At 38.4% G+C, this 16,946-nt stretch carries 17 protein-coding genes and 1 pseudogene; 4 read left to right on the top strand and 14 right to left on the bottom strand.

From position 1 onward, the window contains the following. Nucleotides 1-96: 96 nt before the first annotated feature. The 7 genes from phnX to MKX49_RS08920 all read right to left on the bottom strand — a co-directional run bounded on the left by phnX (nucleotide 97) and on the right by MKX49_RS08920 (nucleotide 7,453). On the bottom strand, nucleotides 97-927 hold the full coding sequence (gene phnX / locus MKX49_RS08950; RefSeq protein WP_340876148.1) for a phosphonoacetaldehyde hydrolase: 831 nt from the start codon (nucleotides 925-927) through the stop codon (nucleotides 97-99). 69 nt (nucleotides 928-996) lie between these two features. Then, nucleotides 997-1,455 carry a hypothetical protein gene (locus tag MKX49_RS08945; RefSeq protein WP_340876147.1) on the bottom strand — a complete coding sequence of 153 codons (459 nt, stop codon included), beginning with the start codon at nucleotides 1,453-1,455 and terminating at the stop codon, nucleotides 997-999. Between the two features lie 164 nt (nucleotides 1,456-1,619). Next, entirely contained in the window at nucleotides 1,620-3,032 is a 1,413-nt protein-coding gene (locus MKX49_RS08940; protein ID WP_034312733.1) for an amino acid permease, read from the bottom strand. A 368-nt stretch (nucleotides 3,033-3,400) separates the two neighbouring features. Continuing rightward, nucleotides 3,401-4,033: a YitT family protein gene (locus tag MKX49_RS08935; RefSeq protein WP_318290944.1), complete on the bottom strand. Its 633-nt coding sequence runs from the start codon at nucleotides 4,031-4,033 to the stop codon at nucleotides 3,401-3,403. Nucleotides 4,034-4,577: 544 nt separating this feature from the next. Further along, on the bottom strand, nucleotides 4,578-5,279 hold the full coding sequence (gene tatC / locus MKX49_RS08930) for a twin-arginine translocase subunit TatC (protein ID WP_439126777.1): 702 nt from the start codon (nucleotides 5,277-5,279) through the stop codon (nucleotides 4,578-4,580). Nucleotides 5,280-5,427: 148 nt separating this feature from the next. Then, nucleotides 5,428-5,640 (bottom strand): twin-arginine translocase TatA/TatE family subunit, encoded by a 213-nt coding sequence (locus tag MKX49_RS08925; RefSeq protein WP_034312740.1) that lies wholly within the window; start codon nucleotides 5,638-5,640, stop codon nucleotides 5,428-5,430. Nucleotides 5,641-5,710: 70 nt separating this feature from the next. Further along, on the bottom strand, nucleotides 5,711-7,453 hold the full coding sequence (locus MKX49_RS08920; RefSeq protein ID WP_340876145.1) for an alkaline phosphatase D family protein: 1,743 nt from the start codon (nucleotides 7,451-7,453) through the stop codon (nucleotides 5,711-5,713). 541 nt (nucleotides 7,454-7,994) lie between these two features. On the opposite strand from MKX49_RS08920, the gene MKX49_RS08915 reads away from it, so the two are divergent. The 3 genes and pseudogenes from MKX49_RS08915 to MKX49_RS28400 all read left to right on the top strand — a co-directional run bounded on the left by MKX49_RS08915 (nucleotide 7,995) and on the right by MKX49_RS28400 (nucleotide 9,097). Further along, entirely contained in the window at nucleotides 7,995-8,162 is a 168-nt protein-coding gene (locus MKX49_RS08915; protein WP_340878506.1) for an aspartyl-phosphate phosphatase Spo0E family protein, read from the top strand. Nucleotides 8,163-8,639: 477 nt separating this feature from the next. Next, a pseudogene (locus MKX49_RS08910) lies at nucleotides 8,640-8,795 on the top strand (IS5/IS1182 family transposase); the annotation flags it as partial. A gap of 5 nt (nucleotides 8,796-8,800) precedes the next feature. Next, complete coding sequence (locus MKX49_RS28400) at nucleotides 8,801-9,097, top strand: Spo0E family sporulation regulatory protein-aspartic acid phosphatase (protein WP_445670118.1); 297 nt, start codon at nucleotides 8,801-8,803, stop codon at nucleotides 9,095-9,097. Here MKX49_RS28400 and MKX49_RS08905 read toward each other — a convergent pair. From MKX49_RS08905 to MKX49_RS08895, 3 genes are all read right to left on the bottom strand, one after another. Further along, on the bottom strand, nucleotides 9,000-9,356 hold the full coding sequence (locus MKX49_RS08905; protein ID WP_340876144.1) for a hypothetical protein: 357 nt from the start codon (nucleotides 9,354-9,356) through the stop codon (nucleotides 9,000-9,002). The genes MKX49_RS28400 and MKX49_RS08905 overlap by 98 nt on opposite strands. 24 nt (nucleotides 9,357-9,380) lie before the next feature. After that, complete coding sequence (locus MKX49_RS08900) at nucleotides 9,381-9,962, bottom strand: hypothetical protein (protein WP_340876142.1); 582 nt, start codon at nucleotides 9,960-9,962, stop codon at nucleotides 9,381-9,383. A 708-nt stretch (nucleotides 9,963-10,670) separates the two neighbouring features. Beyond that, on the bottom strand, nucleotides 10,671-11,591 hold the full coding sequence (locus MKX49_RS08895; RefSeq protein ID WP_340876140.1) for a patatin-like phospholipase family protein: 921 nt from the start codon (nucleotides 11,589-11,591) through the stop codon (nucleotides 10,671-10,673). Nucleotides 11,592-11,840: 249 nt separating this feature from the next. Between MKX49_RS08895 and MKX49_RS08890 the strand changes: the two genes are divergently transcribed. Beyond that, nucleotides 11,841-12,344: a DinB family protein gene (locus MKX49_RS08890; RefSeq protein WP_340876137.1), complete on the top strand. Its 504-nt coding sequence runs from the start codon at nucleotides 11,841-11,843 to the stop codon at nucleotides 12,342-12,344. A gap of 157 nt (nucleotides 12,345-12,501) precedes the next feature. On the opposite strand, the gene MKX49_RS08885 is transcribed toward MKX49_RS08890, so the two are convergent. From MKX49_RS08885 to MKX49_RS08870, 4 genes are all read right to left on the bottom strand, one after another. Continuing rightward, nucleotides 12,502-14,916, bottom strand: a complete 2,415-nt coding sequence (locus MKX49_RS08885; RefSeq protein WP_340876136.1) for a heavy metal translocating P-type ATPase — start codon at nucleotides 14,914-14,916, stop codon at nucleotides 12,502-12,504. A gap of 75 nt (nucleotides 14,917-14,991) precedes the next feature. Then, nucleotides 14,992-15,198 carry a copper chaperone CopZ gene (gene copZ / locus MKX49_RS08880; RefSeq protein ID WP_230156554.1) on the bottom strand — a complete coding sequence of 69 codons (207 nt, stop codon included), beginning with the start codon at nucleotides 15,196-15,198 and terminating at the stop codon, nucleotides 14,992-14,994. Between the two features lie 16 nt (nucleotides 15,199-15,214). Beyond that, on the bottom strand, nucleotides 15,215-15,553 hold the full coding sequence (locus MKX49_RS08875; protein ID WP_340878505.1) for a metal-sensitive transcriptional regulator: 339 nt from the start codon (nucleotides 15,551-15,553) through the stop codon (nucleotides 15,215-15,217). A gap of 407 nt (nucleotides 15,554-15,960) precedes the next feature. Continuing rightward, nucleotides 15,961-16,857 (bottom strand): LysR family transcriptional regulator, encoded by an 897-nt coding sequence (locus tag MKX49_RS08870; protein WP_340876133.1) that lies wholly within the window; start codon nucleotides 16,855-16,857, stop codon nucleotides 15,961-15,963. Nucleotides 16,858-16,946: the final 89 nt, after the last annotated feature.

Raw genomic sequence — 16,946 nt, 5'->3', positions numbered from 1 at the left:
CCATTATGCGTAACAGTCAATAAATAATTTGAATATTTAGAATTAATTTAAAATCTCTGTCTGTCATAGGCACTAACACATGTATTTGACTCTTTTTTAACCAATAAATATATCCTTTTTTTCAGTCAATCTGTAGTTGATTCTATCGATGATCTCCAATAAATCACCTATTTCATCAATTACGAAATCGGCACCTGCATTCAAAAAACGGTTTTCTGCATGCTTCATCCGTTTTTGCAGATCATAAGGATCCATTTCACTGATTTCTGCTTCTGAAAGGCCGATCTCACTGCCGCCCTTCAATACGGCAACAGTCCACATTCCCGCAGAAATTCCTTCTTTGATGTCACTGATCGTATCACCCACTTTAACGATTTTGCTGAGTGGATACACTTGGAGATTCATCGCCGTCTTAAAGCACATCCAAGGAGCAGGCCTACCTGTAGGCACTTCGGTGGACGCAACGATGGAATCGGGTTGATAGCCCCATTTTTCCGCCTCTTCTTTAACAACATCAATCATTTCACGAGTATACCCCGTTGTCGAACCGATTTTTATTCCTTGCTGCCTTAAACGGCTGACTAATTCAATTACCCCGGGTATTGGCTTGGCGTTATCCTTTAGAACCTTAAAAAGCAAAGCCTCAAAGTCATTATATAATGAATTTAGATCTCTTTCGTCCGGTTCTTTCCCGAATTTAGCACTCCACAAATTAGAGATTCGTTTCATTTTCAGGAGTTCCATAATATGATCCATTTTCAATAAACCCATAGGTTCCCTTGCTTCCTTAACGGTAATATCTATCCCCCTTATCCTGAATATCTCGACAAATGCTTGGACCGGTGCAAAACAACCATAATCCACCGTCGTTCCTGCCCAATCGAATATCACTGCTTGAACCTCTTTGCATTCTTTTGCCCTTTCCATCTATGCTCCCCTCCTCATCTTACCTCCTCCAAAATCACCTAACTTGCTAAACCAGGGTATAAAGAGAATTCAATTAACTTCTTCCAAAAATAACTGTAAATCTTCCTTTGTAGCTTCAGAGAGTCGTTTAATCTTTTCAAGGTCCTTTTCCGGATTCCCTGACTCCCCAATTAATGGGTAAAGGTTTTTCTCAATCCTTTCATACCAATCCGGGTATTCATCTTCCACTTGCTTTTCTATCGAATCCCAAACAGAACTCATTTCTTTTCCCATTTCTTGAATTCTCTCTGGATCCGCTTCCGCACTTAATTCTGATTCCAATCCTTTTATGGATTGAATCACATCGCCGACACCTTTTTTAATGACCTCCGCATTTTGGGCTTCACCCGTATTTGATTCCGGATTTTCATTCATGACTGGACTTTTTTCTTGTTGAGCCTCGTCCGGTTCAGCTGAATTGCCACAGCCTGACAGCAACATGGCTCCAAGGACAACTCCACTGGTTATTACACGGAAATCATTCAACATAATACCTCCTTCATGATTTAAAAGACAGATGGCACCAAGCACTTATTGGCACAATTCTCTTTTTCTATTGGAATCATATTCTAGCTGATTAGTGAATTGAAGAATTTTGTCTGAGGAATTCCATAGAAGTAACCTTAAATTAAACCAATGGTGTAGAGCCAAAGCTATAACTTTTCAGAATTAGGGGAACCAGAAGCAATATTTAATTCATTCTCCAAATACTTCGCTTTTTTTCGCCGAATGAAAAAGAATGAACAAATAACGATCAAGCTAAATAGCATGGTAAAGATGAACTGCGGACGCTGCGAATCGATAAAAGCCATTAATATTAACACGGAAATCATGGAAATGATGGTTGCATAAGTCAAATACGGGAATAACCACATCTTGATCTTGAATATTCCGGGATTCTCTTTCTCCATTCTCTTCCTTAATCGGAGATGGGAAACCGCAATGGCCAGATAAACAAGAATTCCGACTCCGCCCGAGGAATTCACTAAAAAGAAAAAGATTTTATCTGGTGAAACATAACTGAAAATGGTGCTGATGAAGGCGAATATAGTAGAGCCGACTACAGCAAATATAGGGACACCGTTCTTGCTCACTTTAGAAAATAGCTTTGGGGCGTCACCCTTTTGTGCAAGTGAAAATAACATGCGTGAACTCGTATATAATCCCGAATTCAAACAAGATAGCAATGCAATGAGAATCACTATATTCATGATCAGGGCAGCAGAAGGGATTCCCAGCATTTCAAGTACGGCAACAAATGGACTTTTCAGCAAAGAAGCCGAATTCCAAGGTAATAGCGTCACCAGTATGGCGATGGACCCGATATAGAAAATCAGGATTCGCCAAACCACACTATTCAATGCACTTCTAACTGATTTAACCGGATCACTGGTTTCACCCGCGGCAATCGCTGGTATCTCCACTCCAACAAATGCATGAAAAACGATTGCAACACCAACAAGCACAGAACTTAGCCCATTTGGAATAAACCCGCCAAAGTTTAAAAGATTGGAAGTGCCAGGTGGTTTTATCGTAGGGATAAACCCTAATATCACGGCCACCCCCAGGCACAAGAATAGTATGATACTGATTATTTTAATGATTGAAAACCAGTATTCGAACTCACCAAACGATTTTACGGAAAAAATATTCGTCATTTTCAATAGGATGATCAATGATAGACTAATGACCCAGACGGGAACGGAAGGAAGCCAGCTGTGAATGATTGCTGCTCCAGCCGTTGCTTCCAAAGCAATTACGATAACCCAAAAGAACCAATATAACCAACCTGTTGTAAAACCGGCCCATTCACCTATCCCCTCTCTTGCATAAACCGCAAAAGATCCAGTATTAGGATTCACTGTGGCCATTTCCCCAAGCATCCTCATGACTAACACAACGATCAAGCCTGCCAAAACATATGATAATATCGCCCCGGGGCCCGTTTGACCAATAATGATACCGCTTCCTACGAATAAACCAGCTCCTATGACACCACTCAAAGATATCATCGTTAAATGTCTTTGTTTCAGACCTGGTTTCAGTTCTTCCTGTTGATGTTTCATACCCTCCACCAACTTTCAATAATTTGGGGAATCAACTAAGATAATCGCTACTTAAATGTAAAGCAGGCTTTTCAGCTGCCTGTCCTTTACACTTTCACAAAGATAGTGGGAACTGGAAACATGGCATTTTCAAACAACACAGGGTATGACGCTATGAACTTAAGATTCTATATCACTAATCCTCCTTCCTTAAGGCTATTTTGAAAAACGAAGCGGATCTAACATCACTACGTCATGATGTTAGTACCACTTTCTATGTGTATAATACACTCTGATTTTTTTAAAGTCAATTTAAAAATCAGAATATTTAGATAACAAAATGAAAATTTTCAAATAAAAAACGATGTCCATTAAGTCTCCAATTTTAGTTATTTTACTTCATTTACCTTTGGTGTTTCATCCAACACACTTTCCGTAGCTGACGTTACTGCCTTTTGCTTCCTATCCAGCATTTTCTTTAAAAGATATGAAAAAAGCAATGTAAAAGCAATTCCCTTAACAATCGATGCATAACCATAAACCAGAAGGCCCAATATCAGTACGATAAGATTAATAATCCTTATTGTCGCAGCAATATCTATTTTTTCATTTTTGTGATGTAAAATTAAGGCGATCACGTCAAAGCCAACAGTGGAGGCATTTGCAGTTATACATAAATAATATCCTATCGCTATCAAAATCGACGAAATGAAGATCACTAAAACGATATTCATATTAAACTGAATGTTCAATGAATAAAAAAAATTAAAAAATACCATATAGCTAAGGGAACTTACGATCGACTTAAAAAAGTACTCTTTCCCTAGAAAAACTAAACAAATGATTAACAGTAATCCTGTAACCAAATTGGCGAGCATGGCAATGTTATAACCCAATAACGCATTCAATAATAATGCCGAGCTAGTTACCCCGCCATTGATGATTTCATTGGGGACGATTAAATAAGCATAAGCAAAGGTCATGGAAATGTTTCCTGCGATAATTTTCAATAAATCCTTCATACATTCTCACCATCCTGTTCGATATTTTGATAATGCTCTTCCCCCCCCTAAATATATATTTATACTTGAACGATAATAAGATTCGAACCTTTCACCTTTCGATATTTTGGAATGCTAATACGAAGAATCCATTATTCTGTTCAAGTGATTACAATTATTCGCTAACCAGAATCCTCTCTCCTTCAAAATAAAAAAATAAAACATCCCCTTAAAACTTGAAGATGTTCATGTCTACTACATAATCATTTAGACATTGCAGAGTTTCTGTACATGTAACTTGTGATTACCTTGAAACCCCAAAACCTTTGATTTAAATGATTAAAATTCCTCAGGGTTGGACAAGTAGAAGGCTTTTACATAGTAAAACTACGTCCCCTTACATAATCACATTGGTTAGAAGGCAAATATGCAAAAGCATACCCCCTATCATTCCCAAAAAGTATTATCCCACAATAAAAAGCTGAGGGGACCCCCCTCAACTTTTTATTGTTCCATTAATTATTTCCCAAGAAATGTTACTTTCAATAGGCTGTGATTATCCTTTTCATGTCACGGATAATGCTGACTCATCTTTCATAAGCCTTTTGCGATAAACCATATTGGACAGCTGTACACTCACCTCATAAAGCACAAGCAAAGGGACGATAACCAAAATGTCCGAAATTATATCTGGAGGCGTAATCAGGATCGAGATGATGACCAGGACGAAATAAGAAATCTTGCGAGACTTTTTCAACACTGTTGGATTGATGATGCCTAATCTGGTCAGGAACATGACCACAAGCGGCATCTCGAATAAAATTCCGAAAGGTAAGATCAAATTAATCATGAAGCGAAAATACTTTTCCGCAGTGAACATCATCTCGAACTGCCCGGCCGATAGGGAAGTTAGGAAACCCAGCACTATTGGAAACAACACAAAATATCCAAATGAGATACCTGTGATGAATAGAATGAACAGTCCGGGTATGAAGCGAAATGTAACCCTTCTCTCTTCCGGTTTCAAAGCTGGAGCCACAAAGCGCCATAACTGATAGGCTGCTAACGGAATCGTTGCAGCAATTGCGCAAACCCCAGCGATAATCATATATACCCATAGGATCTCACTCGGGCCGAGTACGGCAAGCTTTCCTTCCAAATCTTTAATAAGTAAATTATAAATATCCTGTACGAATATGAAGCTCATTATGAAAAAAGCCACAAAACCTATCAGTGTTTTAATGATTCTGCTTCGGAGTTCCTCCATATGCTCAATAACGTGTAAATCCTTACTCTCCACTTTCACTCCCCCTTTTTAGACATATTATTTGCCATTTTGCAAATAGCGCTTCCCCTCTAACCATTATCATGAAAAGAAGCAGGCGAGTCTTTCCGCCCGCTCTATCTCATTTACTTCATCCCTCTTTTTTAACAGCTCTTAATGCAGCTTTATTCTCATTTTCTTCTTCTTTTTCTGTATCATTCACCAATCCTTTGGTTGCACTTTTGAATTCGGACAATGTCCGGCCAAATGCACGGCCTATTTCCGGCAGTTTGGACGGTCCAAAAATAATCAGTGCAATCACAAGGACAATCACCAAACCGGGTATTCCTATATTTGAAAGCATTCTTACTCACTCCTTTGATCTTCTCATTTTTCTTCACTATATTCCTGTCAAGCATCATAAGGATTCCCTATCAATTAGTCACTTTCCCCTGACTTTTCATTCTTTGTTTTTCATGTGCGCGATTATGGGCACGTGTTCGATCTTCCTCAACTTCGTTCGTTTTTTGTACACCTTCCATAACCGCTGCTGAAGCAACCTTTCGCAGCCCTGTTTGATCCTTATCAAAAACAAAAGATGCTCTTGTCGATATATCCGCACCTGGTTCTGTCACGAATGGGACTACACGGTAATCCGCCTTCCATTGTTCTGGTGTTACTTTGCACCGTACATATCCCCTGTAATCATTAAAGAACTTTATATGCGGATTCTGACTTAGTATTTTATCCGTGTCCGCACGCTTATCCGCACCATTTCCACCAGATGTGATCGAAGTGCCGACAAACTCCACTCCGAAAATCTTTGAATTTGGATCATCGAAATCCACCTTTAAATTGGCGGCCCAGCTTGCATGTACATCACCGGTCAATACGACCAGATTTTCCAGGTGGTTGCTTTTGATTACATCAATTAAGCGATCGCGTGCAGCCGGGTAACCATCCCAGGAATCCATGCTGAATTTTGGGGCGGTTGGTGTTCCATAATTTCGTTGTGCAAAGAAAATCTGCTGAGGCAGAACATTCCACTTCGTTTTTGAATTTGATAGATTGTCAGTTAGCCACTGTTCCTGCTCTGGACCTAGTAATGTCCGTTTCGGATCAAGTGACTCAGGCGTTTGCGGTGAACTTCCATCACCGTTTGCCTGATCATCCCGGTATTGACGTGAATCCAATACAAAGAAAGAGGCCAGGTCGCCATATGTGAAATTTCGGTATAACCTCATATCCGCTCCCTTAGGCAATGATGATTTACGAAGGGGCATATGCTCATAGTAAGCCTGATAAGCGGCGGCCCTTCTCTTGATGAAAGCTTCTACCGATTGTCCTTTTTCCGGTATGACATTTGCATAATTGTTTTCAACTTCATGATCATCCCAAGTCACCACCCATGGGAAAGCTGCGTGTGCCGCTTTTAAATGGGTATCAGAGCGATATTGTGCGTATCTATTCCGATAATCTTCAAGTGTAATGATCTCTGGTCCACTATGTACACGGACATTACCTGTAGAAGAAACATATTCATTTGGTCCATATTCATATATATAATCGCCAAGGTGGAAGACAATATCCAGATCTTCCTTTGCCAAATGTTTATAGGCCGTATAATAACCATGCTCAAATTGCTGACATGAAACAAACGCGAATGACAAGCTCGAAACACTTGAACCTATTGGCGGAAGTGTTTTCGTTTTCCCAGTCTGACTTACTTCCCCGCCGCTTTTAAAACGGTAAAAATAGACTTTATCAGGTTTTAACCCGCTTACTTCCACATGTATGGAGTGGCCAAGTTCCGGCCTGGCTATTTCCTTGCCTTGCTGGACAATCTTTCTGAAATTCTCATCCTTTGCCACTTCCCATTTAACCGAAATGGCTTCTTTTGGCATTCCCCCTCCATTCAACGGATCCGGTGCCAACCTTGTCCATAAAACGACACTGTCCGAGAGCGGATCTCCTGAAGCAACACCGAGAGTAAATGGATAATCACTGAATTTCGGGGCAGCATTCACTTCAATACCGCCCATTGATTGGGCAAGAGCAAGACCTAATGAAAGTCCGGCAAGCTTACTCGCTCCCTGGATAAAATTTCGGCGGTCCATATTCTTACCTAATTCGCTCCAATTCTTAATTAAATCATCCATTGCTCTTTCATTATTCATTGATCTTTCCCTCCTATTATTTGAATCTGGTTCAAGTATAGAAGGCCATTTTTAAAGGTGTATGAAGATGTGTAAATCAATAAATCAATAAATTAGGAATTTTTAGGCAGGTCTTATGATACCCATTGAATACAAAAAGAGTTTTGATTCACTCATACATTTACATAGACCTACAAACTTTTACATATAACGACAGTCTTTCAGCCTAGTTCTCTTAACGAATCATTTATTTAATCGTTACAAATAACTTCCATGGGCTATTTTTACAATAAACCTTTAAAACTATAAAAGCCTAAAGAAGACAGCGAAATAATGGAATAAAAGAAAGATCGCCATTACTTGGTTGGATCCCACCGCAGTAAGGAAACCTTGATTCAAAGGAAGGTTTAGAACTCATCATAGTCATCTGTAATCGGACAATAATGCTTCAGCAATATTTTTATAAGTGAATACTCACTTTTTGTTTAAAAACATCCTAATTTATGTAATAATAGTTTCATAACAAAAAAAGAAAGCACTTGAGGATTCTGCATTGGAGAGTATGGAAGCATTATTTGAAAAAATTGAGATATTGAGGAAAGAACTAATAACCACCGGATTGATTTATGGATTTACTGCCCCAAAAACATTACATAAAAGCCAGAAACTAGATGAACTGTTGAATTTACTTACATATGAAAAAGAACCAAATGATTTAGAATATGTCTAAAAAGCGGAATAAAGCCTGATTGATTTTTCTACTAATACTTCATGGAATCATCACTATGTAGTTCATGCTTCTCTTACCTCTTATATTTTTCTTGGACTCGTGGTCTAATTTTTATGTATTATCCGTTAAATCATTAGGATAATTTTTAACATCGTCACTCTTCCTAATTAAAAAGCATCCAAAATGAATGGATGCCTCAGACTGTAGACAAACTCGAGAATTTGTCTACAATTTTTTTTGCTTGTACAAATTTGGAAGTTGATTGGAACGTAGGGCACTCTCTTTCCGTGGGCGGTCCGCCCTCGGCGCACTTGCGCCTGTGGGGTTTCCCTTGGACTCGTTATTCCCGCAGGAGTCTCTCACACCCGCTCCAATCAACTATGTTTAAAAATTTGTATAATACTCCTTTTGCCTACAGTCTTTTTTGTTTTAAAATAGATTTATTAAAACTTGAGATGATGAGTTTGCTTTCTAAAAATGATTCATTCAGCGAGATCAACTGGAATGATTTCTTTAGACCCACTGGTGCCAGCGAACCATTGAGTTCGTAAAATGGAGACTGCCATTGATTTCTCTTTCATTTATGATTTAGTGAAAGATATGTATTCAGAGAAAGGAAGTATTAATCCAGTTAGGTTTTGAGGGGATTTTTATTGAACAGTATTGGACTGCTACAAAAAAAAATAGAGACAATGAGGAAAGAAATAATAAATACGGCATTTAAACATTGGATCACTTCACCAAAAACTTTACATATAAGCCAGGAACTAGAAAAACTGTTGGAAAACTGGCTGTTTTTCGTCGGGAAATTCCCCAATTTCATAAGTCTAGCGTTTTCTAAGCATTCATTTTCCTATATCTTACGGTCATATCAACGATTGTCAATAATAAAACAAACCACAACATTGGATTATTCAAAGAGATTCCTACAGTAGATTTTCCGCCCATTACCGTTAATACACCTATTAGCACTAACATAAAAAAAATAAATACTGCTTCTCCAATTAATGAATTTTCACAATTTTTTTCAGTCTTTCGATTAATGACAATATAGACAACCGCTAATGGGACCATTCCAATTGTCAGTGCAGTTTTAGGAATGTCTTTGAGAACGAGATGAGGGAAATAATCAAAAATCATAAGAAAAGAAAATAATAAAAAGATACCTATTCTCAATAATATTTTCAAATTCATCTTATTCCCCATTTCCTCGATTTATTATTTCCCAAACCAGTAATTGCATTGGAAATATTGAACTGATTTAGGTGATGTGTAATTACTTTTGCCATAATGAACCACTGTCGCATGATAATTTCTTTTCTTTTCTACAATGCTATATGAACTTGATACCCAAGAACCAACGTAAGTTGGACTAATTTTGGACCAGCTATTTAACTTTACAAAAAGCCAATTAGCGAATACACTATCTGTCAATTTTTCAGGAATCCTTTTCATCATATATGCAAAAATTAGATTTTTGGCTTCATTTACACCGGTATTTTTGTAGGTTCTATAAATAGGAGCTATTTCAGTTTTTGTTGATCCACCTGAAATAGGTCCATATGCAGTTATACCACTAGAGTTAAGTGTATTAATACTCATAACTTCATTATATAGATTTTCAATCTCTTGCTCCGGTAAAATTGTATTACTTATTATTTCTAGTTCATTAAAAGAATAGGCATGTTCGTTTACTTCTTGTGTCGATGTCTCGTTGCTAACCTCTATACTTGCAAAGGAAGGAGCTACAAAACTAAATAAAATAATCAACGATAATGAAAAGGCATATATATATTTCATAATATTCTATTCCCCTTCTAGTAGATTTTTTCTTAACATTTTTCCTACATTTAAGAAATAAATTCTCTCATAGAAGATGCTGTTTATGGAGTGATCTAAGTAGAGACTGAAGGACAAAGGTTTAAGGCTGAAGGCTGAGGCGGGAACAGTTCCGATTTCTGTATCTGTTTATAAAATCCTCTCCTTTCCATGATTAGGTATTATCTACCACTTTATATTAACACGAGTGTGAAAATATAACTATATTTATTATATTTTTATAAAAATATATAAAAAACAGGGGTCTGAAGAATCATTATTCAAATTATCATTACCTCTTTTATAAGCTGTGGGATTTTACGAGTTCATTCAAACTTGGAATATGTCTCGGTCAAGATTTTTTTCGAAAGAAGTAGTTTTTTATGTTCGGACAATTCTTTTACTGGTTCACATAGACGTCGTAAAAGATACTATTTATTATGACTTCTAATAATTTTTAAATGTCTCATTTCCTCATCATTTAAATACTTTCATAATATTTGTTAAGCAATATCAAAATATTAATATTTTACGATATCGCAATAACGCTTATTGCTTTTAAAAAGCTCAAGACAATTATGCCTCATGTAAAATGATTGATTCGTTCATTCAATAAGAAAAAGAGCCGTTGTAACAGCTCCTTGTCCCCTCTTTCCCCCTTTTGGAACGAATGATAGAGGTATATTTCGCCTACTCATTTTTGACTCTTTGCAAGCGTTTGACCTTATATTGTTCAAAATCCCAATTCGACAAAAATTCTTTTGCAGAAGTATAGCCTGATTTATAGAGAAAGTTGATTTCTTCCTCATTCAGTTCAAAATCCGTTGCATTGATGCCGCCAACAGGAATTTGAATCGTGCGTTCAATCGTTTCTTCGTTCATATGTCGTAAATCATGGGCTTGGAGCATCGTTTTAAATATATTTTTGAAAAGGTGGATGGGCGTTGGGATAACCCCGCCTATGTTAACTTCATCTTTCACAAAATGGAATCCGAATGTTGGAAAACGAGGATTGTCGGTATCAAATATCCATATCGGGAAGTTACTAAGTAAACCACCATCTAAAATGTAGGATTTTTTCCGGTCTTTTGATTTCCAAATAACCGGACGGAAGAAAAATGGTAAGGAGGCACTCATCATAACAGCAGTTGAAACTTTTAAATCAGCAGGAGACATACCATAGCGGTCCAAATCATCTGGCAAAATAAGCATCTTTCCATTCGAAACATCAGAAGCAATGATCTTCAACTTTCCATCTGGAAGATCCGCGAATGTCTTTATCCCTTTTTCTGAAAGAAGTGAATCTACCCATGTCTCCAAATAATCGTTTTTGTAAATCCCAAGATGAACCATAAGTTCCAAAAAGAAGCCCAAAATGGGAATTCGATTCAGAATTGTCCTGCCTCGAAACTTTGAGTAATTGATTTCACTAAACCGTTCTCTAATTTCATGGCTTTTATAGCCACTAGCCAAAAGTGCAGCTATTACTGCTCCTGCTGATGTCCCAGCAAGTCTTTCCCATTCGACATTTTCCTCTTCCATTGCTTGAATTGCTCCAATAAAAGCAATTCCCCTGACCCCCCCACCTTCAAAAACGGCATCTGCTTTCATTTTTTTCCACCTCTCGATAAGAGTTATTATCATATTAACAATATTTGAAAATAATGTGAATTTTCACACTCTTTAACCCTTTGATGGCAATCTAACGTAATAACAATAGTAGGATAGCTTCTATTATCATGGTATGTAGAAAACGAAGCATTTGCATGGACAAATTATCAGATTAGGAAGCAGCCTTTGATAAAGGAATTCTTTAAATGATGTCGAAAAGGAAATGTAACAATTGAAGGGAGTGAAAAAATGGAAAATAACCGTGCCAAGAAAATGTATGATTACCATGTTTGGGCTAATCAGCAAGTGTTCCAAAAACTAAAACAATTACCGGACGGAGTTTATGGAGACACGATAAAAAGTGTCTTTCCATCCATCAAGGAAGTCCTTGTTCACCTTTACGCAACAGATATTACCTGGTTGGAGATAATGAAAGGAAGCACAGTTCAAGAAACTTTTAAAAAAGTTGAACAGCGGCGGAAAGAAGTGGAAGGAATCTCATTAAATGAACTGGAATCCTCATATGATGAACTTGCAAAGGATTATGACAATTTTCTTAATTCGCAGCCTGATCTTGAACGGACCATTGTAACCGAACATCCGAAAATGGGAGCTTGTGAGTTTGTACTTGCCGACCTCATCCATCATGTAGTGAATCATGGGACCTATCATCGCGGTAATGTATCAGCGATGCTCCATCAACAAGGTGAGAATGGGGCACCAACAGATTATGTATTTTACTGTTTAAAATAAGCGGTTTGACAACCTTTAGGAGTTGCAGTAACATTGCCGCTCATTCCAGATGAAAGCCGATGGTCCTCTTGTGAAGGAATCATCGGCTTTATTTGGATGATTAAAATTCATACGCCCGTAGTCAGTACAACTTTCTTCTATATATGTTACATGACCTTTAAAGCTTTATCCGTTGAAGGCGAAGTGCATTCAATACGACTGACACAGAACTGAAGGCCATGGCAGCACCCGCTAACCACGGGGCAAGCAGTCCGATTGCCGCAATTGGTATTCCGATTACATTATAGGCAAATGCCCAGAATAGGTTTTGTTTGATGTTTTTCATCGTCTTCCTGCTCATGAGGATGGCATCTGCAATACTGTTCAAATCACCCCGGATCAAAGTGATATCGGCAGCTTCCATGGCTATGTCCGTCCCGGTTCCTATTGCCATTCCTATATCGGCTAGTGCCAGCGCGGGCGCATCATTTATCCCATCGCCGACCATTGCCACTGTTTTACCGGCGGCCTGCAGTTTTTTCACTTCTTCCGCTTTCCCTTCAGGTAGGACTTCTGCGATTACATGGTCAATGCCAACTTGATGGCCGATGGCATTTGCTGTTCTTTGATTATCCCCGGTTATCATGATGACCTGGATATCCATTGCTTTTAACCTTTTAATCGCCGCTAGTGAGCTCTCTTTTATCGTATCCGCAACAGCAATGAGTCCTGCATATTCCCCTTCAATGCTAGCGAGCATTGCAGTCTTCCCTTGCTCTTCAAATTCTCCCATCGCTGTTAGCGCCTTAGTAATATCCACGTTATTTTGCTTCATCAATTTACGGGTTCCGATGAATATCACTTTTTGATCCGCCACAGCTCTAATCCCGTATCCAGGCATCGCTTCAAATTCCTCAACAGCTGCAAGTGAAATCTGTCTTGCTTGAATTCCTTGAACGATTGATTGAGCAAGAGGGTGTTCAGATTGTTTTTCAGCTGCACCGATTAATGATAAAAACTGTTCTTCCTCCATACCATTCTCAATGAGGACATCTGTCAACACAGGGGTACCATTCGTTACCGTTCCCGTTTTATCCAAGATGACCGTATCAATATGGTGGGTGGTTTCCAGATGTTCCCCGCCTTTAAATAAGATCCCGAATTCGGCAGCCCTTCCAGACCCTGCCATGATAGAGGTGGGAGTGGCCAGGCCTAAAGCACATGGGCAGGCTATGACTAGCACTGCAATCATCGCTTCAAAAGCAGGTGTGAATTCTCCAGGGTTAACCCAAATCATCCAAACCAGAAAAGTTAAAAGGGCGATTCCGACAACAATGGGAACGAAAACACCGGAAATTTGGTCAGCAAGCCGTTGAATCGGCGCTTTCGAACCTTGAGCATCTTCGACGACTTTAATGATTTGGGAAAGAGCTGTATCCCTTCCTATTTTAGTCGCTTTCATTTTGAGAAACCCATTCTTATTCAATGTTGAACCGATCACAGTATCCCCGTTTGTTTTATCGACCGGGATGCTCTCACCCGTTAACATGGATTCATCGACGGCAGAGTTCCCTTCGATTACCTTGCCATCGACAGGGATCTTTTCACCCGGCTTCACCAAAATCGTATCCCCTACGATGACTTCTTCAAGTGGTATTTCCCGTTCTTCCCCATTTCTTAGAACCAATGCCGTTTTGGCCTGAAGCCCCATCAATTTTTTGATGGCCTCGGAAGAACGTCCTTTTGCTTTTGCTTCAAACAGCTTACCCAAAAGTATGAGGGTGATAAGAATCGAACTTGTTTCGAAATAAAGTTGTGCCGTATTGTGATGGGAACCCATCGAGATGATCGCCTGATAAACACTGTAAAAATAGGCAGCGGATGTTCCCATCGCGACTAATACATCCATATTGGCACTTTTATTTCTCAAGGCTTTATAAGCTCCAACATAGAACTGCTTTCCAATCAAAAATTGCACCGGGGTTGCGAATGCCATCTGCACCCAAGGATTCATGAGGAAATCAGGCATATAGATAAACGAAGTAAAACTAAAATGGCTTACCATCGCCCATAACAATGGGAATGATAAAATGACTGAAAAGATGAATGTATTCTTTTGTTTTTGTATTTCTTTTTGCCGGAAATTCACGGATTCCATTTTATCTTCCTTAATGATCGCCCCATAACCCAGCTTCTCCACCCGTTGAATGATGTCAATTGGGGAGGCTTGGGAAGGATCATATTCGACGGTCGCATTTTCAAGCGCTAGATTGACATTAGCCATGCTCACCCCATCCATCTTATTTAACCCTTTTTCTATTCGGTTTGCACAGGCAGCGCAGGTCATGCCAGTAATCGTAAATTCCTTTTTCTCTTTTACTACATCATAGCCAAGATCCTGAATTTTCTTTTCGAGGTCCTGGTTGCTTACTTTTTCCGAATCATATTTAATAACCGATTTCTCAAGAGCCAAATTAACGGTGGCTTCCTCAACGCCTTCCATTTTGTTTAACCCTTTTTCAATTCGGTTTGCACAGGCAGCGCAAGTCATTCCTGAAATCTGTAAACTTGTTTCTTTTATTTGGCTGCTCACTTCATCCCGCCTCCCTATACCGCTATGGGGTATATTTCTTTGTAAAAAAGAAGTGCTTAACAGCACTCTCATAACTTACTCGACATCGTAGCCTTGATCATCGATTGTTTCTTTTATTTTCTCAAGTGATACTTTTTCCTTGTCAAACGCTACATCTACTTTTCCTGCATCCAAATGCACCTTTACGCTTTCAACACCCGAAAGTTTTCCTACATTCCCTTCAACTGCATTCACACAATGACCACAAGACATTCCACTTACATTCAATGTTACATTTTCCATTTTATCCACTGCTCCTTTATTTTTTCATTAATTTTTGTATCGTTACAAGCACTTCATCTATAACCTCTGTATCTCCTTCATTCAGGCGTTCAACCACACAATTCCTTAGATGCCCTTCCAATAAAATCTTGGCCACACTATTCATCGCGCTTTGTGTAGCTGCTATTTGGGTGATCACATCATCACAGTACGTATCTTTTTCAATAAGACCCTTTATACCGCGGATTTGACCTTCAATTCGATTTAACCGGGTCGTTAAGTTCTTTTTTACTGCTTCTGAGTGATGACTCTTTCGGCCGTGGGAAGAGGTCGTACAGCATTCTTCTTCATTAATCGCATCTTGCCCATTCATCATTTCATCCATTGCCCATCCCTCCTCAAAAATTAATATACCATACCCTCCTACCCTATGCAAAGAGAAAGATTTATGTGCATCATTTATTACTATCCGTATTTTAACATTTTCTATTCTTAAGCTAAGAAGCGCACATTTTGTGAGTTGAACAATCCAGATCCTTGCCCGCCAAGAACCTTTTTAAGAATACAATTAGTTAACACAAAACACTGCGATACTAATGTACCCTCAGCCAGACTGAAGACAAACTTAAAGAAAAAATTCAGTATATATATTCTTATTCATAGAAACCCTCCGTCCATTCTCATTACACTTATTGAAACATAAAAAACCCCGGATAAGGGACACTTTTTTATGTTTGTCCCTTATCCGGGGTTTTTATATTTTTGTTAATATATCAAATAGTTCTATTGCAATAATTGGTTCTCTAGATATTTTTCTATTAATTCAATAAATAAGTTCATAGATTTCGTATGCAATTCCTCAGATTCTGTTATAACTGAAAAATTTCTTTTTATCGGTGTCCCTTTTACATTTAATACTTGAATGGTACCAAGCATTCTTTCTTTTTTTACAGTAAGTTCAGATAAGTAACTAATTCCAAGCCCGGCTTCAACTGCTTCTTTTATAAGTTGTGTGCTGCCGAACTCCATTAGCTTGGAAGGACATATTTGTAAAGATTGAAATAATGTTTCTGTTGCCTCTCTTGTACCAGAACCTTCTTCTCGGACAATCCAATTCTCTTGTTCCACCTGTCTCCTTGTAACTTCCTTATTGAAATAAATTGGATATTTCCCCCCTGCCACGATATACATTTTGTCGGTGGAAACCGATTTTATATATATATTTCGAAGAGAAATTTCCCCCTCTACAATTCCTACATCAATCTCATGACTTGTGATTGCCTTGGCTATATCCCTTGTGTTGCCAATCTGTACCGAAGGGAAGATATTAGGAAATAGGTTTTTCATTCTTGCAAGTATATGTGGTAATACATACTCTCCAAAGGTATAGCTGGCACCAATTTTTAATGATCCTGTTGGCTCGTTATTTAATTCATTCACTAACATTGACATTCGTTTATATAAACCTGTTATTTCTTTAGCATGTAAATAGACTATTTCTCCTGCTTTAGTTAGCTGGACAGATTTGTTTGTTCGCAGAAGTAATTTTGCCCCTACATGTTTTTCCAACTGTTGAATTTGCTGGCTGACTGCAGGCTGAGTCAAATGAAGCTCTTCCGCTGCTCTGGAAAAGTTTCTTTTATCAGCTACAGATATAAATACAGATAATAGTTGATCCATATGTTCCCCTTCTCACTATCGTATTTACTTATTATAACTATAATAATCATTTATTTTCCTTATTGTAAAACATTAGTTACGATAAATTA

Origin of the sequence: Peribacillus sp. FSL M8-0224 (genome assembly GCF_038003055.1) — a bacterium.
Taxonomy (GTDB): domain Bacteria; phylum Bacillota; class Bacilli; order Bacillales; family DSM-1321; genus Peribacillus; species Peribacillus frigoritolerans.
The sequence above is the reverse complement of the archived record's forward strand: the minus strand, read 5'-3'. Positions and strand labels throughout refer to the sequence as shown.